The following is a 26,340-nucleotide window of genomic DNA, read 5'->3' on the forward strand; positions in this document are numbered from 1 at the left end:
AGACCATGGCACAGGACAACCGCCGCAGCCGCGTCGTCACCGAAGGCCCCCGCCGCACGCCCAACCGCGCCATGCTGCGCGCAGTCGGCTTCGGCGACGACGACTTTCAGCGCCCGATCGTGGGCATTGCCAACGCCCACAGCACGATCACGCCCTGCAACATGGGCATTGGTGCCCTCGCCGCCCGCGCCGAACAGGCGGTGCGCGAGGCCGGTGGTATGCCGCAGACCTTCGGTACCATCACCATCTCCGACGGCATCTCCATGGGGACGCCGGGGATGAAGTACTCGCTGGTCTCGCGCGAGGTCATCGCCGACGCCATCGAGACCGTAGTCAACGGCCAGAGCCTGGACGGCATTCTCGCCACCGGCGGCTGCGACAAGAACATGCCCGGGGCGATGATTGCCCTGGCCCGTCTCAACGTGCCGGGCATCTTCGTCTACGGCGGAACCATCAAGCCCGGGCACTACAAGGGTCAGGACCTGACTATCGTCAGCGCCTTCGAGGCCGTGGGCCAGCATGGTGCCGGCAATCTGTCCGACGAGGACCTCCAGGGCGTGGAACGCAACGCCTGCCCCGGCGCCGGCTCCTGCGGCGGCATGTTCACCGCCAATACCATGTCGAGTGCCTTCGAGGCCATGGGCATGAGCCTCCCCGGTTCGTCCACCCAGGCGGCCGAGGACCCGGAGAAGGGTGATTCGGCCGCCCGGTCGGCCGAGGTCCTGGTAGAGGCCATCCACGCGAACCGGCGCCCGCGCGACATCCTGACCCGCGAGGCCTTCGAGAACGCCCTCGCAGTGGTGATGGCCATCGGGGGCTCCACCAACGCAGTACTCCACCTGCTGGCGATTGCGCATGCCGCCCAGGTCCCCCTGGACATCGACGACGTCGAGCGCATCCGCCGCAAGGTCCCCGTGCTGTGCGACCTGAAGCCTTCCGGGCGCTACGTGACCACCCAGTTCCATGCGGTGGGCGGCACGCCCCAGGTGATGAAGATGCTCCTGAATGCCGGGCTGATGCACGGTGAGTGCCTGACGATTACCGGGGCCACCCTGGCCGAGACCCTGGCGGAGATCCCCGATACGCCCTCCCCGGATCAGGAAATCATCCGCCCGCTGGAGCGGCCGCTGTACCCACACGGGCACCTGGCCATCCTCAAGGGCAATCTCGCGACCGAGGGTGCGGTGGCCAAGATCACCGGACTCAAGCGGACCGCCATCGCCGGCCCCGCGCGCTGCTTCGACTCCGAGGAGGCCTGCCTGGATGCCATCCTCGACGGCCAGATCCAGGCCGGCGATATCCTCGTCATCCGCTACGAGGGGCCGCGTGGGGGTCCCGGCATGCGCGAGATGCTCGCGCCGACCGCCGCGATCATCGGTGCGGGCCTGGGCGATTCCGTTGGTCTGATTACCGACGGGCGCTTCTCCGGCGGGACGTACGGAATGGTGGTTGGACATGTCGCGCCCGAGGCGGCGACCGGCGGCACGATTGCGCTGGTCCGGGACGGGGATACGATCGAGATCGACGCCGGAGAAAACCGGCTCACGCTGCGGGTCGACGAAGCCGAACTGGAACACCGCCGCGCGGCCTGGGAGCCGCCGACGCCCCGCTTTGACCGCGGGGTCCTGGCGAAATACTCGCGTATCGTGGGCTCGGCCAGTCGCGGTGCCGTAACCGACGATTTCACCTGACGGCGGGGAGCAAAAGAGTCCGATGACACACCCGGACCCCCGGCACCCCGACTTCAGCATGATGCCGCCGGTGATCGGCTTCCTGCTGATCGCCAACGTGGGCCTGTTCCTCACCATGCCATGGCTGGGTGACTGGTTGATCACCCATTTCGGGCTCTGGCCCATCGGCACGCCGGCCACCGTCCATCAGGACGGCAGCTGGATGCGGGTGCCCGACTTCCAGCTCTGGCAGCTGGTCAGTTACGGCTTTCTGCACGGCGGTCCAGTCCATTTGTTCGTGAACCTGTTCGCCGTATGGATGCTGGGCGTGCAGATCGAGAACGCGTGGGGTTCACGCACCTTCGGCACCTACTTTCTGGTGTGCGTGATCGGCGCCGGGCTGGTGCAGCTGGTCATCACTGCCCACGGCAACGGTGACATGATCTACCCGACCATCGGGGCCTCGGGCGGGGTATTCGGGGTTCTGCTCGCGTTCGGGATGATGTTCCCCAACCAGCGCCTGTTCCTGATCTTCCTGCCCATCCCGATCAAGGCCAAGTATTTCGTGATCGGCTACGGTGCGCTGGAGCTGTACCTGGGGATCTCCGGCACGCTCGCCGGCATCGCGCATTTCGCTCATCTGGGCGGGATGGCCTTCGGCTTCCTGCTCATCCAGTACTGGCGCGGGCGCCTGCCGATCCGGCCGCGTCAGCGCCGTTTTTGGTGGTGACAGGACCCGCCGGGGCTCGGCGTCTCCCTAGCGGTTGCGGAGATACTCGGCGAAGTCGTCTTTCAGCTCCGGGTGGTTTAGAGCGAGCTCCACGGTCGCCTCCAGATAGCCCAGCTTGGAACCGCAATCGAAGCGGCGCCCCTCGAAGTTGAAGGCCGTTACCCGCTCCAGCTCCAGCAACCGCGCGATGGCATCGGTCAGCTGGATCTCGCCGCCGGCCCCTGGCTTTTGTGTGGCCAGCATCTCGAAGACTCTCGGGGTCAGGATGTAACGCCCAACCACCGCCACGTTCGACGGGGCCTGGTCCGGATCGGGCTTCTCGACGATCCCCTTCACATCCCAGCTGCGCGGGCCGGTCTTCACTGGATCGATGATCCCGTACTGATGTGTGCGGTCACCCGGCACTTCTTCCACCCCGAGCACGCTGCACCCGTGCTCGGCGTATTGCTCGACCATCTGCCGCGTCGCCCCACCATTACTTGACTCGATCAGGTCGTCCGCCAGGATCACGGCAAAGGGTTCGTTACGCACAATCGGATGGGCGCAGGCCACCGCGTGGCCGAGACCCAGCGCATCGGACTGGCGCACATAGACACAGGTCACGTTCGGCGGAACGATATTGCGCACCTGCTCCAGGAGTTCTGTCTTGCCGCGCTCCTCCAGCTCGTGTTCCAGCTCGTAAGCCTTGTCGAAGTGGTCCGGAATGGAGCGCTTGTTGCGCCCGGTCACGAACACCAGGGTCTCGATCCCCGCTTCCACCGCCTCCTCCGCTGCGTACTGGATCAGCGGCTTGTCCACGATCGGCAGCATCTCCTTCGGATTCGCCTTGGTGGCCGGCAGAAAGCGCGTACCCATGCCGGCAACCGGGAACACGGCGGTACGGATCGGGGGGTGATTCTGGCTCATTCCATCTCCTGGGCGCTCAATAACGAACCCCTGGCCCACGCGTCCTGCCGGACCCATTGACCAGGGGCTGGAACCGGATGGCAGCACGCGCCGCCATCCACTACGCTACAACGTTACTCGACGACGATGCGGTCGAGATTCATCTCCACGGTGCGTTCACCAATCCCGGAGACCTCGGTCAGTGCCTGCACCGAAGCGAACTCACCGTGTGCCTCGCGGTGCTCCACAATCGCCTGGGCCTTCACCGGACCGACGTTGTCCAGCGCGGCCAGCTCTTCGGCGGATGCGCCATTCACGTTGAGCGGCTGGCCTCCCGAGGCCGTAACCATCACCAACGGCAGGACGCAGAGGCCCGCCAGGGCCCAGCACTTCGCGCATTGAAAAAGCTTCTTCATGAAAACGCTCCTTATCTTCATTGAACGATCGGTGCATCCATGCACCAACGGCATCCTAGCGGGATTGATGCCCTGCGAAAACCCCTCCAATCCACGCCGTCATTCCCTCTTCCCCAATCGTGTGATGAAGGCCTCCATGGCCATGCCCGGGTCCGCGGCACGCGTGATCGGCCGGCCGACCACGATGGCGCTGGCCCCGGCCGAGATCGCCCGTTCGGGGGTCATCACCCGCTTCTGATCGTCCCCGCCCGCGTCCTCCAGCCGAATTCCGGGCGTTACCAGCAACGGTTCCTCGCCGAGCAGGCGGCGCAGCATGGCGGCCTCCTGCGCCGAACAGACCAACCCTTCCAGGCCCGCCTTGCGCACCGCCAGTTCACCCAGCAGCCGCACCTGCTCGGCCGGTTCGCGATTCACGCCGATCTCACGCAAGGTACCGGCGTCACTGGAGGTCAGCACCGTTACGGCCAGAAGCGCCGTCGTATCATTCGTCTCGCGCACCGCCGCGTGCGCGGCGCGCATCATCTCTTCACCGCCGCTGGCATGCACGTTAATCAACCAGACACCGGTCCGCGCCGCGGCCCGACAAGCCGCTGCCACCGTATTCGGGATGTCGTGGAACTTCAGATCCAGAAAGACGCGAAAACCCAGGCCGTGCAGACGGTGCAACAGGTCGGGCCCGGCGACCACGAACAGCTCAAACCCGACCTTCAGCGCGCACTGGGCTGGATCGAGCTTTCGGGCGAACGCCAATGCGGCTTCGGCTTCGGAAAAATCGAGCGCCACAATCAGGCGCGTTGCTGGTTCCGGAATCGGATTCATGAACGGGGACTCCCTTCGCGGATTAGCGCCTCTTCGGCGGCCTCCGTCGTTTGATCAATGTCGAAGTCGAGACCGCGCAGCGTATCCCAGCGACGACAGCTTGGGCATTGCCACACATGCGCACGCCCTTGATAGCCACAGTTCACGCACTGGTACAGATGCTGGCTCCCGAGCTGGTCCGCAAGGGCCTTCTCGAATGCCGCAAACTCGGTGCTGTATTGCTGGACCGCCGGGAGAATCTTCATCCAGCGCACCGCCTCCAGCAATCCCGAGGTCGGCACCGGGCGCTGTGCCAGGATCGAACCCAGCTCCATCAGCGCGGCATCCAGTCGGCCCGTACGTCGGTAAAGACGCATCAGGGCAATGCGCGCCATCGTGATCCCACGGTTGCGCGCGAGATCGTCGAGGAGCTCCTCCAGCTGACCCAGACGATTCTCCCCAGGCAGCTCTTGATGCAACCGCTCGATACGCGGTACCAGCAAGGGCGCCAGCTGCGGGGTACGCGCCACCGCATCGCGTCCGAATCCGATCGCCTCGCGGATCTCGCCCTTGCGTGCCGCGATCTCCGACTGGATCAGCAGTGCCCGCGAAAGCCCCGGCACCAGGCCCTCGGCCTGTTCCGCGCGCGCTCTGGCGCTTGCCCAGTCACCCTTGTCCAGCGCGATCTGGGCCAGTTCGCAATGATAATGCGCGATCCTCTGATGCTCGTGCGCGACCCCATGTTCTTTCAGCCGGTCGCCCACCTCGATCGCACGCTCCCATTCCCGCTGGGTCTCGTAGACCTGACGCAGGCCTTCCAGTGCGGCGACCGCCTGATGCGGCGAATCCGCCAATTCACGAAACACTGCCTCCGCCCGATCCAATACGCCAGCCAGGAGAAAATCCTCGCCCAGTTCGCACAGGGCCTGCGCCCGCTGCGCCGCGGGCAGCGTGGGCCGCGCGACCAGGTTCTGATGGATACGGATGGCGCGATCGACCTCGCCCCGGCGCCGGAAGAGCCGGCCCAGGATCACATGGGTCTCGAAGGTTTCGTGATCGACTTCCACCATTTCGATGAAGGCCTGAAGGGCATCATCCGTGCGGTCGTCGAGGAGGTGGCGCACACCTTCCAGGTAGCGATCCAGTGACGGCTCCCGTTCCTCACGGTCTTCCGGCACGCCGTAACGCGCGAGCCACCAGCCACTTGCAGCCGCAATAGGGAGCAGCAACCAGAACCAGTCGTCGATCATGAGCGAGAATGGTTCCCGGATAAGAAAAGAAACGTGGAGGGCGTCAGTGGCCGCATACGCGCCACGTGACTAGTAGAAATCCCGCATGGGTGCGGTACGCAACTGCTCGACCTCGACCTTGAGGGCATGGTTCTGTTCGCGCAGGTCTGCAATCTTTTGCCGCAACCGGCGCAGCCGCAGCCAGAGTACGAGCGAAGCCAAAACGACCCCGAACAGGGCCGCAATCCCGAGGAACACCACGAGCGGCGCCTCGATCTGCACACCGGGTAACGCAAGGGTCACCAGATCTTCGTTCAATACAACAAGAATGCCAACAGCGGACGAAATCACGATAAGCGCGGCAAAGGCCACGGCATTGCGAATCTGCTGTCGACGTCGGTCGTCCACGGACGGTCCCTAGTCGTTCCCGTCGATGGAACCGTTTACCCGTTCGCGCAATTCCTTGCCGGGCTTGAAATGGGGGACATGCTTACCGGGCAAGGCAACACCTTCACCGGTCTTGGGGTTACGTCCCAGCCTTGGGGGCCGGAAATGGAGGGAAAAACTGCCGAAGCCGCGAATCTCTACCCGCTGCCCATTGGCCAGCGCATGACTCATCCGTTCGAGTAATGCCTTGACCGACATCTCGACATCCCTGGCAGGCAAATGTGGCGATTTCCGGGCGAGGTTCTCGATCAATTCCGATTTGGTCATCTGGCACTCGTCACAGACAGGAAGGAAACCCGGTTTCCCGGAACAAAATGGCCCACGGCACCTTCCGGCACCGTGGGCCGCTGCAGAACGGACTTAGTCGTTCTTGTCCATCTGCTCCTTGAGCAGATCGCCCAGGGTAGTACCGGTACCGGCATTGCTGCCGTAATCGGAGACCATCTCGGCTTCCTCGGCACGATCCTTGGCCTTGATCGACAGGCTGATGGCGCGGGTCTTCTTGTCAACGCCCATGAATCGGGCTTCGACGGTTTCGCCGACCTTCAGCACGGTGCTGGCATCTTCCACACGATCCTGGGAGATGTCGGCGGCACGCAGGATGCCGTCGATGCCGTCGGCCAGTTCGATCACCGCGGCCTTGGCGTCCACTTCCTTCACGGTACCGGACACGATGCTGCCCTTGCTGTGCTCGGCCACGAAGTTGGCGAACGGATCGCGGTCCAGCTGCTTCAGACCCAGGGAGATGCGCTCGCGCTCGGGATCCACGGACAGGACCACGGCCTCGACCTCGTCACCCTTCTTGAAGTTGCGGATCGCCTCTTCGCCGGCCTCGTGCCAGGACAGGTCGGAGAGGTGGATCAGGCCGTCGATGCCGCCTTCCAGGCCAACAAACACACCGAAATCGGTGATCGACTTGATCTGGCCACTGACCTTCTCGCCCCGGTTGTGGTTGGCGGCGAAGTCGTCCCACGGGTTGGACTGGCACTGCTTCATGCCCAGCGAGATGCGGCGGCGCTCTTCGTCCAGGTCCAGGATCATTACCTCGACTTCGTCACCGATGGCAACCATCTTGCCCGGGTTGACGTTCTTGTTGGTCCAGTCCATCTCGGACACGTGCACCAGGCCTTCCACGCCGTCTTCGATCTCCACGAAGCAGCCGTAATCGGTGATGTTGGTGACCTTGCCGAAGATCCGGGTGCCGGTCGGGTAACGGCGGGTGATGTTTTCCCACGGATCCTCGCCCAGCTGCTTCAGGCCCAGCGATACGCGCATGCGCTCGCGGTCGAACTTCAGGACCTTGACCTCGACTTCCTGCCCGATCTCGACCACGTCGGACGGGTGCTTGACGCGCTTCCAGGCCATGTCGGTGATGTGCAGCAGGCCGTCGATGCCGCCCAGGTCCAGGAACGCACCATAGTCGGTCAGGTTCTTGACGATGCCCTTGACCTGCGCGCCTTCCTGCAGGTTCTTCAGCAGCTCTTCGCGCTCGGCGCTGTATTCCTGCTCGACCACGGCACGACGCGACACAACCACGTTGTTGCGACGGCGATCCAGCTTGATGAGCTTGAATTCCAGCTCCTTGCCTTCCAGGTACGCGGTATCGCGCACCGGACGGACATCCACGAGTGAACCCGGCAGGAACGCCCGGATATCGCCCAGCTCGACGGTGTAGCCACCCTTGACCTTGCCGGAGATCTTGCCGGTGACGTACTGCTCTTCTTCCATCGCACCTTCGAGACGGTCCCAGGCCTTGGCCCGCTTGGCCTTCTCGCGCGACATGCGCGTCTCGCCGAAACCGTCTTCCGGGGTCTCGAGGGCCACTTCGACGACATCGCCGACCTTGACCTCGAGCTCACCCTCTTCGTTCATGAACTGCTCGGTGGGAATGACCCCCTCGGACTTCAGGCCGGCGTTCACCACGACGACTTCCGGGGTGACCTCAATGACGGTGGCACTGAGGATGGCACCCGGCTGCATCTGGGTGTAGGCCATGCTCTCTTCGAGCAGTTGCGCGAAACTTTCACTCATGGATTTGTGAACCTGTGGTTTAACAAATGCTTGCAGATACTTCCTGCAACCAGTTCTAGACGTTTATGATCCCGCTTCCGACGGCTTATTCCGCGGGGCGGGGGCTTTGTTCCGGGAGTACGTCCCGAAGGCGCTCCAGGATCATGTCCACCACGCCGACGATGTCCAGGTCCGTGGTATCCACTTCCCAGGCATCTTCGGCGGGCTTGAGGGGGGCCACGCTGCGTTCGCGATCACGCCGGTCGCGGGCCTCCATCTCGTCCTGAAGGGCGGAGAGATTAGCACTAAGTCCTTGTTCCTTCAACTGCATGTATCGCCGCCTGGCCCGCTCCTCGGCCGAGGCCGTCAGGAAGATCTTCAGGTCCGCTTCGGGGAACACGACCGTGCCCATGTCGCGCCCGTCGGCGACCAGCCCCGGGGCCTTGGCGAAACCGCGCTGACGCTCCAGCAGCGCCTCGCGCACCGCCGGAATCGCAGCCACTTGCGAAGCGTCATTGCCCGTCTGCTCCGTGCGCAGTAGTTGGTCCACGGGTGCCCCTTCCAGCAGCGTGGTCACGGCCGTGGCATCCCGATTGACCTCGAAGTCCACATCCAGACCCGCGGCCAGCCGGGCCAGTGCCTCCTCGTCGGTCAGTTCCACGCCGTGCTGCCGCGCAGCCAGCCCCAACAGCCGATAGAGGGCTCCGCTATCCAGAAGATGCCAGCCCATCGCCGCCGCCACGCGCATGCAGACCGTGCCCTTCCCTGCACCGCCGGGGCCATCAATGGTCAGTACCGGAATGGCCGTACTCATGCCGCCTCCAGTTGCAGTCCAGCCTCACGCGCCAGCGCCACGAAGCCGGGGAAGGAGGTCCCCACGTTGGCGCAATCGCGGATGCGGATCGGCGCTCGGGCACGCAGCCCGGCCATCGCGAACGACATGGCGATGCGGTGATCGCCATGACTGTCGACCTCGCCCCCAGTGAAACCGTCACCGCCCTGGATGCGAATGCCATCCGGCTGCACTGCGCAGTCCACGCCCAGCGCGGCCAGACCATCGGCCATCACCTGGATACGATCACTTTCCTTGACCCGCAGCTCCTCCGCGCCGGTCAGGACCGTCTCGCCCTCGGCACAGGCCGCGGCGACGAAGATGGCCGGGAATTCATCGATTGCCAGTGGCACCAGGTGCTCGGGGATCTGGATCCCCTTCAGAGTGGCCGCCTCGACCTCGAGATCGGCCACGGGCTCGCCGCCGGCCTCGCGCTGATCGAGGACGCGGATCTCGGCGCCCATCAGACGCAGGATGTCGATCACGCCCGTGCGCGTCGGGTTGATCCCCACATGTTCCAGGCGCATGCGCGAGCCGGTGGCAATCGAGGCACCGACCAAAAAAAACGCCGCCGACGAGATATCCGCGGGCACATCCACCGGGCTTGCGACCAGGCGACCGCCGCCCTCTACACAGGCACGGGGTCCGTCGCGCTCCACGCGGTAACCGAATCCGGCCAGCATCCGCTCGGTGTGATCGCGGGTGGGCGCCGGCTCGGTCACGCAGGTCCTGCCGTCGGCCCAGAGACCGGCCAACAACAGGGCCGACTTCACCTGGGCACTGGCGACTTTCAATACATGGTCCGTACCCCGCAACGGGGCCCCGCCGTGTACCCGCAACGGTGGCGTCCCGGCCTCGCTGGTATCGATGTGCGCACCCATGTGCGCGAGCGGGTCGGTGACTCGGCGCATCGGGCGCCCGCTCAGGGAGCGATCACCGACCAGCTCGCTGTCAAACGCCTGACCGGCCAGTACGCCGCACAGCAGCCGCATCGCCGTCCCCGAGTTGCCCATGTCCAGTGCCGCCGCCGGGGCCTTGAGCCCGTGCACGCCGGCACCCTCGATGCGCACATCGCCTGGCCCAGTCCGTTCGATCGCCACGCCCATAGCACGAAACGCCTCCAGTGTCGCAATACAATCGGCCCCCTCGAGGAATCCGGTCACACGCGTCTCGCCCTCGGCCAGCGCACCCAGCATGATCGCCCTGTGGGAGATCGACTTGTCGCCCGGCACGCGGGCGCGGCCCGAAAGCTGCCCTCCGGGCTGTACGGTAAAGGTATTCATCGATTTTCAGGTATCCAGTTGTGCGTCCGCGGGGTCGCAAAGGCGATCGCGGGTTTCCTTGGCGTGTTCAAAGCTCTGTTCGATGGTCGCGCCATCGCCGTGTTCGATGGCGCTGCGCAAACCCTCCAGATCGGTCTGGTACTGCCCGATCACCTCGAGGATGGCGGTGCGATTGGCGAGGCAGATATCCCGCCAGACCACCGGATCGCTGGAGGCGATGCGCGTGAAATCGCGAAACCCCCCGGCGGCGTAATGAAAGATCTCGTCGCGCTCGCTCATGTTCGCAAGCGACGACACCAGCGTGAAGGCCAGCACATGGGGCAAATGACTGGTCGCGGCCAGCACCCGGTCGTGGTGCGCCGGGGTCATGTACTCGACCCGCGCCCCGACGGCCTGCCACATCGCGGCCACTCGGTCGGTCGCCAGCGCATTCGTGGCATCGACCGGTGTCAGGATTACCAGGCGCTCACGGAACAGGGTGGCAAAGGCCGCCCCCACCCCGCTCTTCTCGGTTCCCGCAATCGGATGGCCGGGGACAAACGCGCGCGGGACCTTGCCGAAGCCGGCACCCACCGCATCGATTACGGCCTGTTTGCTGCTGCCCACATCGGTCAGCGGGCTGTCTTCGGGCCACGCCGCAGCCAGGTCGCGCGCCAGTGGCTCCATCGCCCCCAACGGGACGGCGAGCACGCCCAGGTCCGCCCCCTCGGCGGCCTCGGCGACATCGGTGGTCCAGCGATCGATCACGCCCAGGCGCTGCGCCTCGCGCAGGTTGTCTGCATTGCGCGAACAACCCACGATCTCGCGCACGGCCCCCGCCTCGCGCAGGGCCAGGGCCAGCGAACCGCCGATCAGCCCGACGCCGAAGATGACCAGCCGGTCGATCACGCCAGGGCCTTTTTCAGGGCCGCGAGAAAGCGGTCATTGTCCGCACGGGTCGAGACCGTGACGCGCAGATGCCCGGGGAGACCGTAATTCTCTACCGGGCGCGTAATCACGCCGTCGCGCAGCATGGCGTCATATACCGGGCCCGGATCCCGGCCGGTGTCAAACGTCACGAAATTGCCCACCGACGGGATCACACGCAAGCCCAGCTCGCGCAGGGCCGCGCTCACCTGACGAACCCCCTCCCGATTGATGGCCACCGACTTTTCCACATGCTCGTGGTCGTCCAGCGCGGCCAGGCCGGCCGCCTGGGCAATCGCATTCACATTGAACGGCTGGCGCACTCGATTCAGCAGGTCCGCGATGGCCGGCGAGCTGACCGCATAGCCGAGGCGCAGTCCGGCCAGGCCCTGGATCTTGGAGAAGGTCCGGGTGACAATCAGGTTCGGATAGCGATCCAGCCATTGCGTGGTGTCCGGATACTCGGCCTCCTCGACATATTCGAAATAGGCCTCGTCGATAACGACCACGGTCGTGACTGGCATCGCGGCCACGAAGGCTTCGAGCGCCGCCGCATCCAGCCAGGTGCCGGTCGGGTTGTTCGGGTTGGCCACGAACACGACCCGCACATCGCCGTCCACCCGCGCCTGCATCGCGTCAAGATCGTGCCCGAAGGGCTGTTCCGGATGGTCGGCGGGCAGCGCCGCGGCAACTCGGGCCTCGGCATCCACCGCCTGAGTCACCAGCGGATAGACCGCAAACGCGTGGGCAGAAAACACGGCAGCACGCCCCGGCGCCAGCCAGGTCCGTGCAACCAACTCCAGCACCTCGTTGGAACCATTGCCGAGGGTGATCTGCTCCGGGGTCACGCCATGGCGTTCGGCCAGACGTGCCTTCAGCTCGAAGCCGTTGCCGTCGGGATAGACATGCGCATCGGCCAACGCCGCGCGCCCGGCTTCCACCGCAAGGGGCGACGGGCCCAGCGGATTTTCGTTGGAGGCCAGCTTGACTGCCTGGGTAATCCCCAGTTCGCGTTCCAGCGTGGCCACGGGCTTGCCCGGCTGGTAGGGGCTAAGCCCCTGGACGCCAGCAACCGCCAGGGTCACCGGATCAAACGCCGGGCCGGCCGTAGCGGATACGGAAGGATTGGATGCCATGCGGAAACCTCGGGGATTCAGGTGGCGGCCTGGGGATAGCTCCCCAGCACCTTGACGGTATCGGCGCTCGCGCGCAGCTGCTCCAGACATTCGCGGATCAGCGGATCCTGCTGGTGGCCGACCAGGTCGAGAAAGAAGACGTAGTTCCACGGCGTGCAGCGCGACGGGCGCGATTCGATACGGGTCAGGCTGATACCCGACTCGGCAATCGGCTTGAGCAGCGAATACAGCGATCCCGGGCGGTTGGCGGTCGTCAGCATCACCGAGGTGCGATCCGCGCCACTGGGTTCCGTGGTGCCGGAACCGATAATCAGGAAACGTGTGGTGTTGTCGGCGCGATCTTCCACGTGCGGCGCCCGCACCGGGATCTGGTAATGGTCGGCCGCGGCCTGGCTGGCGAGTGCCGCCACGGTCGGGTCCTGCGCCGCAATCTCGGCTGCGCGGGCGTTGCTGGAGACCGCCTCGCGTTCGGCGTGCGGCAGCTCCGCGTCCAGCCACTGGCGGCATTGCGCCAGCGCCTGGGCGTGAGCCAGCACGCGCCGGACCTGACCGAGATCCTCGGCGTGCGTCAGCAGATGATGGTGAATCGGAGTCACGACCTCACCGCAGATCTGCAGCGAAGAATCCATGAAGCAGTCGACCGTGTGGGTTACCACCCCCTCGGAGCTGTTCTCGATGGGCACCACGCCGAACTGCGCGCGACCGGTCTCCACGGCGTCGAACACGGCATCGATAGAGGCCAGCGGCTGGGTCTCGACCGCATGGCCGAAATGCTTGCGCGCCGCCAGATGCGTAAAGGTGCCCACCGGTCCCAGATAGGCCACATGGAGCGGATGCTCCAGCGCCAGGCATTCGGACATGATTTCGCGGAACAGCCGGGTAATCGCCTCGCCCGACAGCGGGCCGGGGTTCTGCTCACGCACCCGGCGCAGGATCTCGGCTTCGCGCTCCGGACGATAGAACACCGGATTGCTCTCCTGGCTGCGCTTCACCCGGGCCACGGCCTCGGCACAGCGGGCACGCTCGCTCAGCCGCTCGAGCAGCTCGACATCCAGCGCGTCGATGCGCGCCCGCAGGGCAGCCAGATTCTCCTGGCCGCCGGCGGGCTGCGACGAATGCGGGTCCGCGGCCACGATCTACAGCACCCGCGCCCGCAGCACGCCATCGATCTCATGCAGTGCATCCAGGGTCGCCTGGTCCGGCTGGCCATCCACATCCAGCAGGGTGTACGCAATGTCGCCGCGGGAGTCGTTCATCAAGTGCAGGATGTTGATGTTGGACTCACCCAGGGTATGCGAGATGCGCCCGACCCGGTCCGGCAGGTTGCGGTTGACGACGGCGATCCGAGTATCCCCCTTGCGATCCAGCACCAGGGTCGGCAGATTCACCGAATTGACCACATTGCCGTTTTCCAGGTAGTCACGCAGCTGATCCGCGATCATCACGGCGCAATTCTCCTCTGACTCGGTCGTCGAGGCCCCCAAATGCGGCAGGGTGATTACCCGCGGGTGCCCCATCATGCCCTGCACCGGGAAATCGGTGATGTAGGCGTGCAGGCGTTCGGCGTCCAGTCCCTCGCGCACCGCGGCGTCGTCCACGATGCCCTCGCGCGCCAGGTTCAGCACCATCGCCCCGGGATTCATCCCGCTCAGGTTCTTCGCGTTGACCAGGTTGGCGGTGTTCTCGGTCAGTGGCACATGCACGGTGACCGCATCGGCCCCCTCCATCGCGGCTTCCACCGAGCGCGCGCGCTCGATGCCGGAGTCCAGACGCCATGCGTTCTCGACCGTCACCTTCGGGTCGAAGCCCACCACCTCCATGCCGAGCGCCCGCGCGGCATTGGCCACACCCACACCGATCGCACCCAGGCCGAGCACGGCCAGGCGCCGGCCGGGCAGTTCGAAGCCGGTGAACTTCTTCTTGCCGTGCTCCACCGAGGACATGAAGTCCTCCTTGGTGGGGTCCAGCCCCTGCACGTAGCCTGCCGCCGGCAACAGATTGCGCGCGGCCAACAGCAGACCGGCAATCACCAATTCCTTAACGGCGTTGGCATTGGCGCCCGGGGCATTGAACACCGCCACCCCGCGCTCGGACAGCGCCTCCACCGGGATGTTGTTCACCCCGCTGCCGGCGCGCCCGACGGCCAGGACGGAATCCGGGATCTCCACCGAATGCAGGTCGAACGACCGCAGCATCAAGGCGTCTGGCTGGTTGATGTCCGACGCGACCTCATAGTGGTCGCGCGGGAAGCGGTCCAGCCCACGCACGGCGATGTTGTTGTAGGTCTGAATTCGGTACATCACGACCTCCTGGCCCGGTAGTTACGCCCGGCGACCACGATTCAACAGGATCAGGCGTGGCGGTTCTCGAAGTCCGCCATGAAATCGATCAGGGCATCCACGGAGCTTTCCGGCACGGCGTTATAGATACTTGCGCGCATCCCGCCCACCGAGCGATGTCCCTTCAACGAGGACAGGCCGGCCGCATCCGCCTCGTTGAGGAACGTCCCGTCGAGGGAATCATCCGCCAGGATAAACGGCACATTCATCCACGACCGCACCGAGGGCTCGACCGGGTTGCGATAAAAGGCGGAGTTGTCGATGTACTGGTACAGCTTGGCGGCCTTGCGCTGGTTGGTCTTGCCCATGCTCTCCAGGCCGCCCTGCTCCAGCAACCATTCGAACACCAGCCCGGCCAAGTACCAGCCAAAGGTCGGCGGGGTGTTGTACATCGAATCGTTCTTGGCCTGCAGTGCCCAGTCCAGCACCGCCGGCACGTTGCCCTTGTCGCGCTCCAGTAGGTCATTGCGCACGATCACCACGGTCAGGCCGGCCGGACCGATGTTCTTCTGCGCCCCGGCATAGATCACGCCGAACTTCGAGACGTCGATCGGACGCGACAGGATGGTGGAGGACATGTCCGCCACCAGCGGTACGTCGCCAACATCCGGGATATCCGGGAACTCGACCCCGCCAATGGTCTCGTTCGGGGTGTAGTGCACGTAGGCGGCGTTCGGGTCCAGTTTCCACGAGGCGCGATCCGGGATCGAGTCGTACCCGCTCGCTTGCGAGCTGGCCACGATATTCACCGGCCCGTACTTCTGAGCCTCCTTGATGGCCTTGCCGGACCAAGCCCCGGTATCGATGTAGTCCATACCCCGGCCATTCGCCAGGTTCATCGGGATGGCGGCAAACTGCCCGGTCGCCCCGCCCTGCAGGAACAACACCGAGTAGTTGTCGGGGATGTCCATCAGCTTGCGCAGGTCCTGCTCGGCCTTCTCGGCCACGGCCATGAAGGGCTTGCCGCGGTGGCTCATCTCCATCACCGACATCCCGGACCCGCGGAAGTCCAGCAGCTCGTCACGCGCCCGTTCGAGCACCGCCTGAGGCAGGGCCGCCGGCCCCGCGCTGAAGTTCATCACTCGCGTCATGCCTGTTCTCCATCGTCACTGGATTCGGGACCCGTCTCCGGGTCCGGGTCCGTCCCGATTTCCGATTGACCGGGCTCTTCATCGTCTTCGACGCCGTCCTCGCCTTGCAACTGGGCGACCCGGGCGAGCTCGACCAGGTTTTCGTCTTCATCCAGACGGATCAGACGCACGCCCTGCGTGTTGCGACCGATCAATGGAATCTGGTCGATCGGTGTCCGCACTAGCGTCCCGCCATTGGTGATCAGCATGACCTCGTCGTCGTCCAGCACCCGTGCTGCCCCGACCAGCAGGCCATTGCGGCCCTCGGTCTGGATCGCGATCACGCCCTGGCCACCACGGCGATGCACCGGGAATTCGTCGAAACGGGTGCGCTTGCCGTAACCGTGTTCGGTCGCCAGCAGCGCCGATCCCTCGTCGACATTCAGCAGCGCGATCACCCGCTGATCATCCTCCATGCGCACGCCGCGCACGCCGCAGGCCGTCCGCCCCATGGCGCGCACGTCGCTCTCGTGGAAACGCACGGCCTTGCCGGCCGTGGTCACCAGCATCACGTCGAGGGTGCCGTCGGTCAGGGAGACATCGACCAGATGATCCCCCTCGCGCAGATCCACCGCGATGATGCCGGAGGCGCGACGGCGCGAGAAATCCGTCAGCGGGGTCTTCTTCACCGTTCCCTGCGCGGTCACCATGAATACATAGTGATCCGGGTCGTACTCGCGCACCGGAAGGATCGTGCTGATGCGTTCATCCGCTTCCAGCGGAAGCAGATTGACGATGGGCTTGCCGCGCGCCGCCCGCGACCCCTGCGGCAGCTCGTAGACCTTCAGCCAGTACACCCGGCCGCGGCTGGAGAAGCACAGGATCGTGTCGTGCGTATTGGCCACCACCAGCCGGTCGATGAAATCCTCTTCCTTGAAGCTGGTCGCCGCCTTGCCGCGACCGCCCCGGCGCTGGGCGCGGTAGTCGGCCACGGGCTGGTACTTCACGTAGCCGGCGTGCGAAAGCGTGACGACCACGTCTTCCTCGCCAATCAGGTCCTCCAGCGTCAGGTTGGCCTGGCGCTCGCGGATCTCGCTGCGGCGTTCGTCGCCGAACTGCTCGGCCACCCCCAGCAGTTCGTTGCGGATTTCCTGTTGCAGGCGGTCGCCCGAACCGAGGATATCCAGGAGGTCTTCGATCAGCTCCAGAAGGTCGCGATATTCGTCGAGGATCTTGTCCTGTTCCAGCCCGGTGAGCCGGTGCAGACGCAGATCCAGGATCGCCTGGGCCTGGGCCTCCGACAGCCGATAACCATCCTCGCTCACGCCATATTCCGGCGCCATGTCCTCGGGACGCGAGGCACTGGCCCCGGCGCGATCGAGCATGTCGCTGACCACGCCCAGCGGCCAGGCACGCGCCAGCAGCCCGGCCTTGGCCTCGGCCGGGTTCGGCGCGGCACGGATCAGTTCGATCACCGGATCGATATTGGCCAGCGCAATCGCCAGGCCTTCCAGGATGTGGGCGCGCTCGCGCGCCTTGCGCAGATCAAAGATCGTGCGCCGGGTCACCACCTCGCGGCGATGACGCAGGAAGGCCCGCAGCACCTGGCGCAGATCCAGCACCTTCGGCTGGCCATCCACCAGCGCGACCATATTGATGCCGAAGACATTCTGCATCTGGGTGTGCATGTAGAGGTGGTTCAGGACCACCTCGGCCATCTCGCCGCGCTTGAGCTCGATGACCAGGCGCATGCCGTCCTTGTCCGACTCGTCGCGCAGCTCGGAGATGCCCTCCATGCGCTTTTCCTTCACCAGCTCGGCGATCTTCTCGGTCAGACGCGCCTTGTTCACCTGGTAGGGCAGCTCGGTGACGACAATCGCCTCGCGCTGGCCGCCTTCCAGCGGCTCCACGTGCGAGCGCGCCCGGATCAGGACCCGGCCGCGACCGGTCCGATAGGCCTCGCGCACGCCATCGATGCCGTTGATGATGCCGGCGGTGGGGAAATCCGGCGCCGGCACGTGTTCCATCAGGCCCTCAATGGAGATGTCGGGGTCATCGATCAGCGCCACGCAGGCGTTGACGACCTCGCGCAGGTTGTGCGGCGGGATATTGGTCGCCATCCCCACCGCGATCCCGGCGGAACCATTGACCAGCAGGTTGGGAAACTTGCTCGGCAACACGGCCGGCTCGCTCTCGGAGCCGTCGTAGTTGTCGGTAAAGTCGACCGTTTCCTTTTCGATATCGGCCAGCAGCTCGGCCGCGATGCGCGCCATGCGCACCTCGGTGTAGCGCATGGCCGCCGGCGAGTCGCCGTCGATGGAACCGAAGTTACCCTGCCCGTCTGCGAGCATGTAGCGCATCGAGAACGGCTGCGCCATGCGCACGATGGCGTCGTAGACGGCGGAGTCGCCATGCGGGTGGTATTTACCGATCACGTCACCGACCACACGCGCCGACTTCTTGTACGGCTTGTTGTAGTCATTGCCCAGCTCGCGCATTGCGTAGAGCACGCGGCGATGGACCGGCTTGAGGCCGTCACGGACATCGGGGAGGGCCCGGCCCACGATTACGCTCATCGCATAATCGAGGTAAGACTGCTGCATCTCGTCTTCGAGATTGACCGGAAAAACTTCCTTGGCAAATTCAGCCATCGAGGGTTACGCCGTCCGTCTGAACAAGCTCGCGATGATACCACAGGGGTAACCACTGGGGGCGCCCTTTTCTCCCCTCAAAACGGTTCTCCGAGGCTCTCAGGCCCGACACCGGCCTGTGCCGGGCCCATTTTCCCGGGTGTCAGGCCCCGGTCGTGGCGGATTCCGCGGCCGCGGGCGCGCGCAGTGTGGCCAGGCGCTCCCGCGTCGGGGCCTCGACCACACCGCGTTCGGTGACGATGGCATCGATCAGGTCCGCCGGGGTCACGTCAAAGGCCGGGTTGTATCCGCGCGCACCCTCGGCGGCCACGCGCTGGCCGGCCAGCGCCAGCACCTCGTCCTCGCCGCGTTGTTCGATGGGGATGCCCGATCCGTCTGCCATCTCGAAGTCGATCGTCGCCACCGGTGCCGCCACCATGAACCGCACCCCGTGGGCCCGCGCCAGCAACGCCAGGCCATAGGTGCCGATCTTGTTGGCGGTATCGCCGTTGGCGGCAATCCGGTCCGCCCCGACGATCACCCAGCCCACCCGGCCGGAGCGCAACAGGCTGGCCGCCGCACCCTCGCACAGCACCTGCACCGGAATGCCGTCGTGCACCAGTTCCCAGGCGGTCAGTCGGCTGCCTTGCAGCCAGGGGCGGGTCTCGTCGGCAAACACCTCCTTGATACGCCCGGCATCCCAGGCGGCCCGGATCACACCGAGCGCGGTGCCATAGCCCCCGGTTGCCAGCGAACCCGTATTGCAGTGGGTCAGCACGCCGCGACCCGGCTCGATCAATTGCGCACCCAGGGCGCCCAATTGCCGATTGCCGGCAATGTCCGCCTCCAGCATCCGCTCGGCTACTGCCCGGGTCTCGCTCACGGCAGCATCCACCGACTCGCTGGCGGCCACGACCGCCTGCATGCGATCCAGCGCCCAGAACAGATTCACCGCTGTCGGGCGCGAACCGCGCAGGGTCTCGATATCGGCGGCTACACGCGCACGCCAGTCGTCGTGACCTGTCGCGCACTGACAAGCCAGCACCACACCGAATGCCGCCGTGATGCCGATCGCCGGCGCCCCGCGCACGACCATGTCGCGGATCGCCACGGCCACGGCGGGCGCGTCCTGATAGGTTTGCCAGACGCTCTCCTGCGGGAGGCGGCGCTGGTCCAGCAACTGGAGCGCGCCCTCGCGGAAGCGGATGGGACGGATGGTGTCGGAATGTTCGCGATTCATCCGGTCATTCTACCAGCGTGTCTCGTCCGTCGGCGTGGGGGTGCAACCCTCCTGCCCGCGCAAGGGTGGCAAGGGCGCAGGCTGCCAGAGCCTCCGGTGGCGGGCTCGATGACCGGGCCCCACCTCCAGCTCCGAGTTCGCTTCCAGGCGCAAGGCGCCATGCAGCCCGGTCTCCTGCAGTGGCACACAGGCCGCCTTCAGACGTTCGCGGACAGCGCCCTCCAGACCGCGCCCGCGCCCATCGGTACTCGCCCAGGCGATGCGCGGCGGCGCATCCACCAGCCACCCCCGGCTCAAGCTGCCCGTGCCAGCCCCGCGCGGCAGCACCAGAAGATCACTGGCACGCCCGTCCGGCACATCACGCATCAGCACTGCCTCGCCCAGTCCTCCGAGCCCGCCCGTCAGCAACAGACGGACACCACCGGCCGTCTCCACCGCCAGCACGCAGGAGGCCGAGGCGCTGCCATCCCATCCGGGCGGCGGGTGCAGCACTTCGAATCGCACCGCGTCCCATTCCCAGCGCTCTCCGACCTCGCACGCCCGCTCGTCGGCCTCTGCCGGCACCCGTCGCAGGGTCTCGACCACGGGTATGGAACCCCGGACCCCGGCGCTGCCTCCGGCGTGCGCGGCGTGTTCGTGGCTGAGGATCATGCGGTCCAGCCGGCGCACCCCCTCGGCCCGGAGAGTCGGGACCACAATCTGTTCACCCGCACTGTAGCCACCCGCACGCCCGGGACCCGCATCGAACAACAGGTTGTAGTTACGCGTCTGCAGCAAGGCCGACTGCCCGTTCCCGACATCCAGCAGGAGCACGTGCACGGCACCCGGCTCGATATCCGGTCGCATGGGCAAGGCCAGCGCCATGCCTGCGAGCACGACCCACAGGGCACCCAGACGCAGCCGCGGCTGCAAGGCCACGAGCACCGCGACCCCACCCAGCAAGCTCGCAGCCAGCGGGACCCGCCGCTCGTCCACCAGCACGGGCAATCCGGACAGGAGATCCAGCAACCCGACGAGCAGAGCCAGTACGCCGTCGCCCGCGTGCAGGAACGGCTGCCCCAAGGGGGCCCACAAGGCGGCCAGCCCTGCCCCGACCAGCAACACCGGCAGCACCAGCAGGCTGATCACGGGCACTGCCACCAGGTTGGCCACCGGCGCGACCCACGAACCCAACTGGAACCAGGCGAGACTGAGCGGAAGCATCGCCAGTGCCAGCATCACCTGGATACTCCCCGCCTCGCGCCAGCCCGGACGCCCCGAGCGCCCCTGCAACAACAGAAGAATGACCGCGACCGCGCCAAACGAAAACCAGAAACCGGGGGCCAGTACACTCGTCGGCTGCCACAGCACGACCGCGATCGCGGCCAGCATCAGACCTCGCCAGGCGAACGCCTCGCGGCGCCACAACAGGGCCGCCATGAAGGCCGCGAGCATGATCAACGCCCGTTGCGTCGGGATGCTGAAGCCGGCCAACGCGGCATACACCGCAGCCCCCGCCAGACCGGCCAGCGCCATGAAGGCCGCCTTCCGCAGACCCCGTTGCAGCGGCAACAAACCGCTCCAGACCAACCCCGACAGCAACCCGACAAAACCGGCAACCAGCCCCACATGCAAGCCGGAGATCGCCATCAGGTGGTTGGTTCCGGTGCGCAGAAAGGCCTGCCATTCCGGCGCGGTCATCCCCTGACGGTCGCCAATGACCAGGGCCTGCACCAGCCCCGGATGGCGCAACTCCGGGGCCGCGACTTCCAGCCGCCCGCGCAGCCAGCCGCGGACGCGGTGCAAGTCGGCCCGCCAGGGCCGTGCCGGTGCGGCCGACACTCCGTTCCCGATCGACTCCAGATCAAGCAACGTCGCGGAGCCATGCAGGCCCTCGCGGTAAAACCACCCCGCGCGATCGAATCCGCCAGGATTCGCGGGCCCTTCGGCCGGGCGCAGGCGCAGGGTCATCTGGCCGCGTGTGCCTACCTCGACCTCAGGCCGCGCCGGATACGCCGTCACCAGGAGCTCACGGGCAGCGAATGCCTCCGGCCCCGCGATGACCGCCTCCACCGTGACCCGAAACCGGCTGCGATGCCCGGTGTGTTCCGGCAAACTGGTGACCGTGGCAAGAACGGTGACCTCTTCTCCCGCAAGCGAAGGTGCCAAGGCCTCCTCGAGCCAGATGTTCGCGGTCATGGAGACGCTCCCCCAGGCGACCACCACACCCAGCGCCATCGCCCATGGCACAGTGGCCCGGTAGCCGTATCGTCGCAGGCCGGCGCTGGCGCCCGCGGTGACCACGAGCAGCGCGAGCAGCAGACCCGGGGCCATCGGAAGCGGCTCCGGTACCCGGTGTAGCCACCACGCCGTGACCAGAAGTCCGAGGGTGAAAGCGGTCACGTTGAGGCCCTGAACGCCCGGCCCACTGCGTGGCCCAAGACCCAAGTGCCGGGCGACACGGGCATTCGCCGGCCCAAATCAGCGAGAATGGAACCCACATGCGCGGTCGCGAGCCCGCGCCAGGCGCACCATCGGCAACCCGGAACATGGCAAGACACATCATCAAGAAGATGTTTCCCGGCATGGAGCGCATGCGTGGGCACAAGGCGCTCGCCCCGCTGGGGCCGCGTCTGGGGTCGCCGGATCTGTGGCATCTGAACCGCCGCTCCGTGGCTGGTGCGTTTGCCGTGGGGCTCTTCGTGACCTTCCTGCCACTGCCCATGCAGATGCTGATCGCGGCGGCCGTGGCCATTATCGTCCGCGTCAATCTGCCGATTTCGGTGATCCTGGTCTGGATCTCCAACCCGATCACCATGCCGCCCATGTTGTATACGGCCTACACGATCGGGCGCAAGCTTCTGGACGAACCCCGTCGCGATATCCGCCTGGACTGGAGCTGGGAGTGGTTCAGCACAGAGTTACTGACCATCTGGCAGCCCCTGCTCCTGGGGAGCGTCCTGCTGGGCTCGGTCGCGAGCCTGTCGGGTTATTTGCTCGTGCGCTTCCTGTGGCGGCTGAACGTGGTCCAGCGCGTGCGCAGCCGCCGTTATCTGCGGCGGTTGCGCAAGGAACTGGCGGAACGCGAAGCCGCGGAACGCAGCGAAGAGGAAAAATCGAACAAGAAGCAACCGCCGTTGGGCTGATCAACCGAGCCCGTTCAGGGTCGGATGCTGCCAGGCGCGCGGATGCGCGCTGCACGGGGGCCTATTCGTGGACCGCCGCCAATTGGCCGTCGAAGACCTCCGGCTCGAGGTGTCCCTTGACCAGCTGCACCGAGCGGTCCAGCTCGCGCGCCAGGGTGATGTCGTGGGTAACCAGGGCCAGCGCGGTGCCGGTGGAGCGATTCATCGCACGCAGCAGTTCGAACACCTGCGCCGCCCGCTCCTGGTCCAGGTTCCCGGTCGGCTCATCCGCCAGGATCGCCGAGGGTCGGGTGACCAACGCACGGGCGATCGCGACCCGCTGACGCTCGCCACCGGAGAGCTCCGAAGGCTTGTGCTCCAGGCGGTGGCCCAGATCCACCTGCTGCAGCCAGTGGCGGGCCTCCTCCCGCGCCTTGCGGTTGGACATCCGCCGGATCAGCAGTGGCAGGGCCACATTCTCGGCGGCCGTCAGTTCCGGCAACAGGTGGTGGAACTGATAAACGAACCCCAGATGCTGGTTGCGCAGATGCCCGCGCCGCGCCTCGCTCATGCGGGTCCAGTCCGTGCCCAGCAAGCGCACCTCGCCGGCCGTCGGGCGGTCCAGACCACCGAGCAGGTGCAGCAGCGTGCTCTTGCCACTGCCCGAGGCGCCGATAATCGCGGTCTGGTCCCCCGGCTGCAGGGCGAAATCGACCCCGGTCAGCACGGCCACATCCAGCTTGCCGTCGCGGAAACGGCGTTCCACGCCCAAGGCCTCGAGGACCGGGGTCTCGCGGTCAGTCATAGCGCAGCGCCTCCGCCGGCTGGGTACGGGCCGCGCGCCAGGCCGGGAACAGTGTGGCCACGACCGTCAGCAGGAAGCCCAGAATGCCGACCCGGAGAACATCCGACAGTTTAAGTTCAGATGGCAAATCACTGATGTAATAGACCTCAGCGGACAGGAATTCGACGCCCACCAGCCGCTCGATGAAGGGCACGACGACATCGATATTGGACGCCAGGGCGACCCCGGCCGCGGTGCCCAGGAGGATGCCGATCGCCCCGATCACGACCCCCTGGACCATGAAGATCACCATGATGCCTGCGGGCGACAACCCGAGCGTTCGCAGGATCGCGATATCCCCCTGCTTGTCGGTCACCAGCATGATCAGGGTCGAGACGATATTGAAGGCGGCCACCGCCACAATCAGCGAGAGGATGATGAACATCACCATCTTCTCCATCTGGATGGCGCGGAACAGATTCGCGTGCTGACGGGTCCAGTCGGACACCCGGAAAAGCCCGTCCAGCTGCGCCGCGACGTCGCGTGCAATCACCCCGGCCTGCATCATGTCGGTCAGCCGCAGCCGCAGCCCGGTAACCTGATCGCCCATCTGGAACACCGCCTGGGCATCCTCCAGATGGATGAAGGCAGTCCCCCGGTCGTATTCATACATGCCGACCTCGAACAGGCCGGACACCTCGAAGCGCCGCATGCGCGGCATCACCCCGGCCGGCGACACCGAGGCCTGGGGAGCCATCAGGATGATCGAATCGCCAACCTGCACACGCAGTTCCGCCGCCAGTTCGCGCCCGAGCACGACGCGGTAGCGACCGCCCTCCAGGCTCCCCAGCTCGCCGCGGATCATGTGTTCGCCGATGCGCGCCACCCGTTCCTCTGCCTCCGGCTCCACACCGCGGATCAGCGCCCCGGAGATGTTCCCGCGCGCACTCAGCATCGCCTCGCCCTGAACATAAGGGGCCGCGGCCACCACCCGGTCATCGATCTCCGGCGCCTCGCGCTGCAGGCGCTCCCAGTCACGCAGCCCTCCGTTGGCCTCACCGATGGTCGCATGCGAGGCCATCCCCAGGATGCGCTCGCGCAATTCGCGCTCGAACCCGTTCATCACCGACAACACGGTGATCAGCGCCATCACGCCGAGCACCAGCCCGATGATCGACACCACCGAGATGAACGAGATGAAGTGGTTACGCCGCTTGGCACGCGTATAGCGCAGGCCGATGGCAAGGGTCAGGGGGCGAAACATCGCGAAAGCATGCCAGAGATACCGGGTCGCGCCTATAGGGGAAGCCTCGGGGGAGGCATGGCGTCGCGGTTGACGCTACCATGGAGCCATCCAGCAAACGGAGAGTTGGTCATGCTAGGGAAATGCAACGCAGCGAACCCCACCTTGAAGTCCGGCGCACGCCGGGGCAGCACCGTGCGCGCCGCGGCCAGCGCCCTTGTACTGGCGCTTTTCGCCGGGGCCATGGCCACCGCCTCGGCCGACATCCTGCGCAGCCCCGAAGGGGGGTTCACCGTAAAGGAACGTGAAGGGGCCCCAACCCGTGGTCAGAGCCAGTCAGCGGTCATTCGCCAGCACGGCGAGCCGGAACAACGGCACGCCACCGTGGGCGATCCGCCGATCACACGCTGGGACTATGCCGACTTCTCCGTGTTCTTCGAGGGCGAGTACGTCCTGCACAGCGCAGTGCGCAACGGATCCCGCTCCGACCGTCCATGAGTACCGGGGACGCCACCCCGGTGCCGCCCAAACGCCGCCTCCCCGCCGAGTGGGAGCCCCAGGGTGCGATCCAGCTGACCTGGCCGCATGACGCCACGGACTGGGCACCCGTCCTGGATCAGGTGCACCCGGTATTTGCCACCATTGCCGCGAGCATCAGCCAGTACGAGCCGGTCATCATCGTCGCGCGCGATCCCGAGCATATCGAGGAGATCTCCGGCTTCCTGACCGAGACCGCCATCCGGCCCGACCGGCTGTGGTTTGCCCTGGCCTCGAGTAACGACACCTGGGCGCGCGACCATGGCGCCATCACGGTATTCGACGGCAATCAGCCACGCCTGCTGGACTTTACCTTCAACGGCTGGGGCGGCAAATACCCCGCCGACCTGGACGACGCGATCACTCGGGCCCTGGCCAGCCAGGGCGTATTCGGCAGCTGTGTACCGGAACCCACCGGGCTGATCCTCGAAGGCGGGTCGATCGAATCCGACGGCGCCGGCACACTGCTCACTACAACGCGCTGCCTGCTCTCCAGCACCCGCAACCCCGATCTGGATCGCACCGGGCTGGAACAGCGCCTCGGCGAATGGCTGGGTGCCGAGCGGATCCTCTGGCTGGAACACGGGCAGCTGGAGGGCGACGACACGGATGCCCATATCGACACGCTGGCCCGCTTCTGCGCCCGCGATACGATCGCCTACGTCCAGTGCGACGATCCGCAGGACCCCCATTACCCCGAGCTGCAGGCGATGGAACAGGAACTCCGGGCCCTGCGCCAGACCTCCGGAGAGCCCTACCGCCTGATTCCGCTCCCTTGGCCGGCCCCCATCGTCGAGGACGGCCGACGGCTGGCCGCCACCTATGCGAACTTTCTGATTCTGAACGGTGCGGTGCTCCTTCCGGTCTACAATGGCCCCGCCGATGCCGTCGCCCGCGACCGTCTCGCCGGGGCCTTTCCGGGACGCGAGATCGTGGAGATCGACTGCCGGGCGATCATTCGCCAGGGGGGCAGCCTGCACTGCCTGACCATGCAATACCCTGCGGCCGCCCTCGGCATCCCGCAGGAATAACCTTCTGCACCGAGCACCCG

At 66.0% G+C, this 26,340-nt stretch carries 24 protein-coding genes; 5 read left to right on the top strand and 19 right to left on the bottom strand.

The features are described 5' to 3' along the window. Positions 1 to 5: 5 nt before the first annotated feature. On the top strand, positions 6 to 1,691 hold the full coding sequence (gene ilvD / locus D575_RS0109575) for a dihydroxy-acid dehydratase (RefSeq protein WP_018145697.1): 1,686 nt from the start codon (positions 6 to 8) through the stop codon (positions 1,689 to 1,691). 22 nt (positions 1,692 to 1,713) lie between these two features. Further along, positions 1,714 to 2,400 carry a rhomboid family intramembrane serine protease gene (locus tag D575_RS0109580; protein ID WP_018145698.1) on the top strand — a complete coding sequence of 229 codons (687 nt, stop codon included), beginning with the start codon at positions 1,714 to 1,716 and terminating at the stop codon, positions 2,398 to 2,400. 27 nt (positions 2,401 to 2,427) lie between these two features. On the opposite strand, the gene galU is transcribed toward D575_RS0109580, so the two are convergent. From galU to D575_RS0109665, 17 genes are all read right to left on the bottom strand, one after another. Beyond that, on the bottom strand, positions 2,428 to 3,306 hold the full coding sequence (gene galU / locus D575_RS0109585; RefSeq protein WP_018145699.1) for a UTP--glucose-1-phosphate uridylyltransferase GalU: 879 nt from the start codon (positions 3,304 to 3,306) through the stop codon (positions 2,428 to 2,430). Positions 3,307 to 3,419: 113 nt separating this feature from the next. Then, the gene (locus tag D575_RS0109590; RefSeq protein WP_018145700.1) at positions 3,420 to 3,701 is read right to left on the bottom strand and encodes a ComEA family DNA-binding protein; all 282 of its coding nucleotides are present in this window, start codon (positions 3,699 to 3,701) and stop codon (positions 3,420 to 3,422) included. Between the two features lie 99 nt (positions 3,702 to 3,800). Further along, positions 3,801 to 4,520, bottom strand: coding sequence for an orotidine-5'-phosphate decarboxylase (gene pyrF / locus D575_RS0109595; protein WP_018145701.1), 720 nt, complete (start codon positions 4,518 to 4,520; stop codon positions 3,801 to 3,803). Further along, the gene (locus tag D575_RS0109600; protein ID WP_018145702.1) at positions 4,517 to 5,749 is read right to left on the bottom strand and encodes a tetratricopeptide repeat protein; all 1,233 of its coding nucleotides are present in this window, start codon (positions 5,747 to 5,749) and stop codon (positions 4,517 to 4,519) included. Before D575_RS0109600 ends, pyrF begins: the two co-directional genes overlap by 4 nt. A gap of 69 nt (positions 5,750 to 5,818) precedes the next feature. After that, positions 5,819 to 6,136 (bottom strand): lipopolysaccharide assembly protein LapA domain-containing protein, encoded by a 318-nt coding sequence (locus tag D575_RS0109605; RefSeq protein WP_018145703.1) that lies wholly within the window; start codon positions 6,134 to 6,136, stop codon positions 5,819 to 5,821. 9 nt (positions 6,137 to 6,145) lie between these two features. Then, entirely contained in the window at positions 6,146 to 6,442 is a 297-nt protein-coding gene (locus tag D575_RS14125) for an integration host factor subunit beta (protein WP_018145704.1), read from the bottom strand. 93 nt (positions 6,443 to 6,535) lie between these two features. Then, entirely contained in the window at positions 6,536 to 8,206 is a 1,671-nt protein-coding gene (rpsA, locus tag D575_RS0109615; protein ID WP_018650149.1) for a 30S ribosomal protein S1, read from the bottom strand. Positions 8,207 to 8,291: 85 nt separating this feature from the next. Then, positions 8,292 to 8,999, bottom strand: coding sequence for a (d)CMP kinase (gene cmk / locus D575_RS0109620; RefSeq protein ID WP_018145706.1), 708 nt, complete (start codon positions 8,997 to 8,999; stop codon positions 8,292 to 8,294). Next, on the bottom strand, positions 8,996 to 10,300 hold the full coding sequence (aroA, locus tag D575_RS0109625; protein ID WP_018145707.1) for a 3-phosphoshikimate 1-carboxyvinyltransferase: 1,305 nt from the start codon (positions 10,298 to 10,300) through the stop codon (positions 8,996 to 8,998). The genes cmk and aroA overlap by 4 nt, the downstream gene beginning before the upstream one ends. A gap of 6 nt (positions 10,301 to 10,306) precedes the next feature. Continuing rightward, the gene (locus D575_RS0109630; protein ID WP_018145708.1) at positions 10,307 to 11,188 is read right to left on the bottom strand and encodes a prephenate dehydrogenase/arogenate dehydrogenase family protein; all 882 of its coding nucleotides are present in this window, start codon (positions 11,186 to 11,188) and stop codon (positions 10,307 to 10,309) included. Then, on the bottom strand, positions 11,185 to 12,342 hold the full coding sequence (gene hisC, locus D575_RS0109635; protein WP_018145709.1) for a histidinol-phosphate transaminase: 1,158 nt from the start codon (positions 12,340 to 12,342) through the stop codon (positions 11,185 to 11,187). The genes D575_RS0109630 and hisC overlap by 4 nt, the downstream gene beginning before the upstream one ends. Before the next feature lie 17 nt (positions 12,343 to 12,359). Continuing rightward, positions 12,360 to 13,475 carry a prephenate dehydratase gene (gene pheA, locus D575_RS0109640; protein WP_018145710.1) on the bottom strand — a complete coding sequence of 372 codons (1,116 nt, stop codon included), beginning with the start codon at positions 13,473 to 13,475 and terminating at the stop codon, positions 12,360 to 12,362. 3 nt (positions 13,476 to 13,478) lie between these two features. Continuing rightward, the gene (locus D575_RS0109645; protein WP_018145711.1) at positions 13,479 to 14,642 is read right to left on the bottom strand and encodes a 3-phosphoglycerate dehydrogenase family protein; all 1,164 of its coding nucleotides are present in this window, start codon (positions 14,640 to 14,642) and stop codon (positions 13,479 to 13,481) included. 50 nt (positions 14,643 to 14,692) lie between these two features. Then, entirely contained in the window at positions 14,693 to 15,772 is a 1,080-nt protein-coding gene (gene serC, locus D575_RS0109650) for a 3-phosphoserine/phosphohydroxythreonine transaminase (protein WP_018145712.1), read from the bottom strand. Continuing rightward, entirely contained in the window at positions 15,769 to 18,402 is a 2,634-nt protein-coding gene (gene gyrA, locus D575_RS0109655) for a DNA gyrase subunit A (protein ID WP_018145713.1), read from the bottom strand. Before gyrA ends, serC begins: the two co-directional genes overlap by 4 nt. 142 nt (positions 18,403 to 18,544) lie before the next feature. Beyond that, positions 18,545 to 19,621 carry an S-methyl-5-thioribose-1-phosphate isomerase gene (gene mtnA, locus D575_RS0109660; RefSeq protein ID WP_018145714.1) on the bottom strand — a complete coding sequence of 359 codons (1,077 nt, stop codon included), beginning with the start codon at positions 19,619 to 19,621 and terminating at the stop codon, positions 18,545 to 18,547. 9 nt (positions 19,622 to 19,630) lie between these two features. Next, positions 19,631 to 21,934 (bottom strand): DNA internalization-related competence protein ComEC/Rec2, encoded by a 2,304-nt coding sequence (locus D575_RS0109665; protein ID WP_018145715.1) that lies wholly within the window; start codon positions 21,932 to 21,934, stop codon positions 19,631 to 19,633. A gap of 215 nt (positions 21,935 to 22,149) precedes the next feature. On the opposite strand from D575_RS0109665, the gene D575_RS0109670 reads away from it, so the two are divergent. Next, positions 22,150 to 22,746 (top strand): DUF2062 domain-containing protein, encoded by a 597-nt coding sequence (locus D575_RS0109670; RefSeq protein ID WP_018145716.1) that lies wholly within the window; start codon positions 22,150 to 22,152, stop codon positions 22,744 to 22,746. Between the two features lie 61 nt (positions 22,747 to 22,807). Here D575_RS0109670 and D575_RS0109675 read toward each other — a convergent pair whose 3' ends face one another. Both D575_RS0109675 and D575_RS0109680 read right to left on the bottom strand, forming a co-directional pair. Further along, positions 22,808 to 23,530, bottom strand: a complete 723-nt coding sequence (locus D575_RS0109675; protein ID WP_018145717.1) for an ABC transporter ATP-binding protein — start codon at positions 23,528 to 23,530, stop codon at positions 22,808 to 22,810. Next, the gene (locus D575_RS0109680) at positions 23,523 to 24,773 is read right to left on the bottom strand and encodes a lipoprotein-releasing ABC transporter permease subunit (RefSeq protein ID WP_018145718.1); all 1,251 of its coding nucleotides are present in this window, start codon (positions 24,771 to 24,773) and stop codon (positions 23,523 to 23,525) included. Before D575_RS0109680 ends, D575_RS0109675 begins: the two co-directional genes overlap by 8 nt. A 144-nt stretch (positions 24,774 to 24,917) precedes the next feature. Here D575_RS0109680 and D575_RS0109685 point away from each other — a divergent pair, with 144 nt between their 5' ends. Further along, positions 24,918 to 25,250, top strand: coding sequence for a hypothetical protein (locus tag D575_RS0109685; RefSeq protein ID WP_018145719.1), 333 nt, complete (start codon positions 24,918 to 24,920; stop codon positions 25,248 to 25,250). Continuing rightward, positions 25,247 to 26,320 carry an agmatine/peptidylarginine deiminase gene (locus tag D575_RS0109690; protein ID WP_018145720.1) on the top strand — a complete coding sequence of 358 codons (1,074 nt, stop codon included), beginning with the start codon at positions 25,247 to 25,249 and terminating at the stop codon, positions 26,318 to 26,320. Before D575_RS0109685 ends, D575_RS0109690 begins: the two co-directional genes overlap by 4 nt. Positions 26,321 to 26,340: the final 20 nt, after the last annotated feature.

Origin of the sequence: Thioalkalivibrio sp. AKL6 (genome assembly GCF_000376905.1) — a bacterium.
Taxonomy (GTDB): Bacteria; Pseudomonadota; Gammaproteobacteria; order Ectothiorhodospirales; family Ectothiorhodospiraceae; genus Thioalkalivibrio; species Thioalkalivibrio versutus.

Coding starts and splice junctions, on each gene's coding strand:
- D575_RS0109600 (WP_018145702.1), bottom strand. CDS start 5,749: ATGATCGACGACTGGTTCTGGTTGCTGCTCCCTATTGCGGCTGCAAGT.
- D575_RS0109665 (WP_018145715.1), bottom strand. CDS start 21,934: ATGGCCCCGGGTCTGCTGCTCGCGCTGCTCGTGGTCACCGCGGGCGCC.
- D575_RS0109680 (WP_018145718.1), bottom strand. CDS start 24,773: ATGTTTCGCCCCCTGACCCTTGCCATCGGCCTGCGCTATACGCGTGCC.
- D575_RS0109675 (WP_018145717.1), bottom strand. CDS start 23,530: ATGACTGACCGCGAGACCCCGGTCCTCGAGGCCTTGGGCGTGGAACGC.
- rpsA (WP_018650149.1), bottom strand. CDS start 8,206: ATGAGTGAAAGTTTCGCGCAACTGCTCGAAGAGAGCATGGCCTACACC.
- D575_RS14125 (WP_018145704.1), bottom strand. CDS start 6,442: ATGACCAAATCGGAATTGATCGAGAACCTCGCCCGGAAATCGCCACAT.
- cmk (WP_018145706.1), bottom strand. CDS start 8,999: ATGAGTACGGCCATTCCGGTACTGACCATTGATGGCCCCGGCGGTGCA.
- pyrF (WP_018145701.1), bottom strand. CDS start 4,520: ATGAATCCGATTCCGGAACCAGCAACGCGCCTGATTGTGGCGCTCGAT.
- D575_RS0109580 (WP_018145698.1), top strand. CDS start 1,714: ATGACACACCCGGACCCCCGGCACCCCGACTTCAGCATGATGCCGCCG.
- galU (WP_018145699.1), bottom strand. CDS start 3,306: ATGAGCCAGAATCACCCCCCGATCCGTACCGCCGTGTTCCCGGTTGCC.
- D575_RS0109645 (WP_018145711.1), bottom strand. CDS start 14,642: ATGTACCGAATTCAGACCTACAACAACATCGCCGTGCGTGGGCTGGAC.
- ilvD (WP_018145697.1), top strand. CDS start 6: ATGGCACAGGACAACCGCCGCAGCCGCGTCGTCACCGAAGGCCCCCGC.
- D575_RS0109590 (WP_018145700.1), bottom strand. CDS start 3,701: ATGAAGAAGCTTTTTCAATGCGCGAAGTGCTGGGCCCTGGCGGGCCTC.
- mtnA (WP_018145714.1), bottom strand. CDS start 19,621: ATGAATCGCGAACATTCCGACACCATCCGTCCCATCCGCTTCCGCGAG.
- gyrA (WP_018145713.1), bottom strand. CDS start 18,402: ATGGCTGAATTTGCCAAGGAAGTTTTTCCGGTCAATCTCGAAGACGAG.
- D575_RS0109670 (WP_018145716.1), top strand. CDS start 22,150: ATGGCAAGACACATCATCAAGAAGATGTTTCCCGGCATGGAGCGCATG.
- hisC (WP_018145709.1), bottom strand. CDS start 12,342: ATGGCATCCAATCCTTCCGTATCCGCTACGGCCGGCCCGGCGTTTGAT.
- serC (WP_018145712.1), bottom strand. CDS start 15,772: ATGACGCGAGTGATGAACTTCAGCGCGGGGCCGGCGGCCCTGCCTCAG.
- D575_RS0109690 (WP_018145720.1), top strand. CDS start 25,247: ATGAGTACCGGGGACGCCACCCCGGTGCCGCCCAAACGCCGCCTCCCC.
- aroA (WP_018145707.1), bottom strand. CDS start 10,300: ATGAATACCTTTACCGTACAGCCCGGAGGGCAGCTTTCGGGCCGCGCC.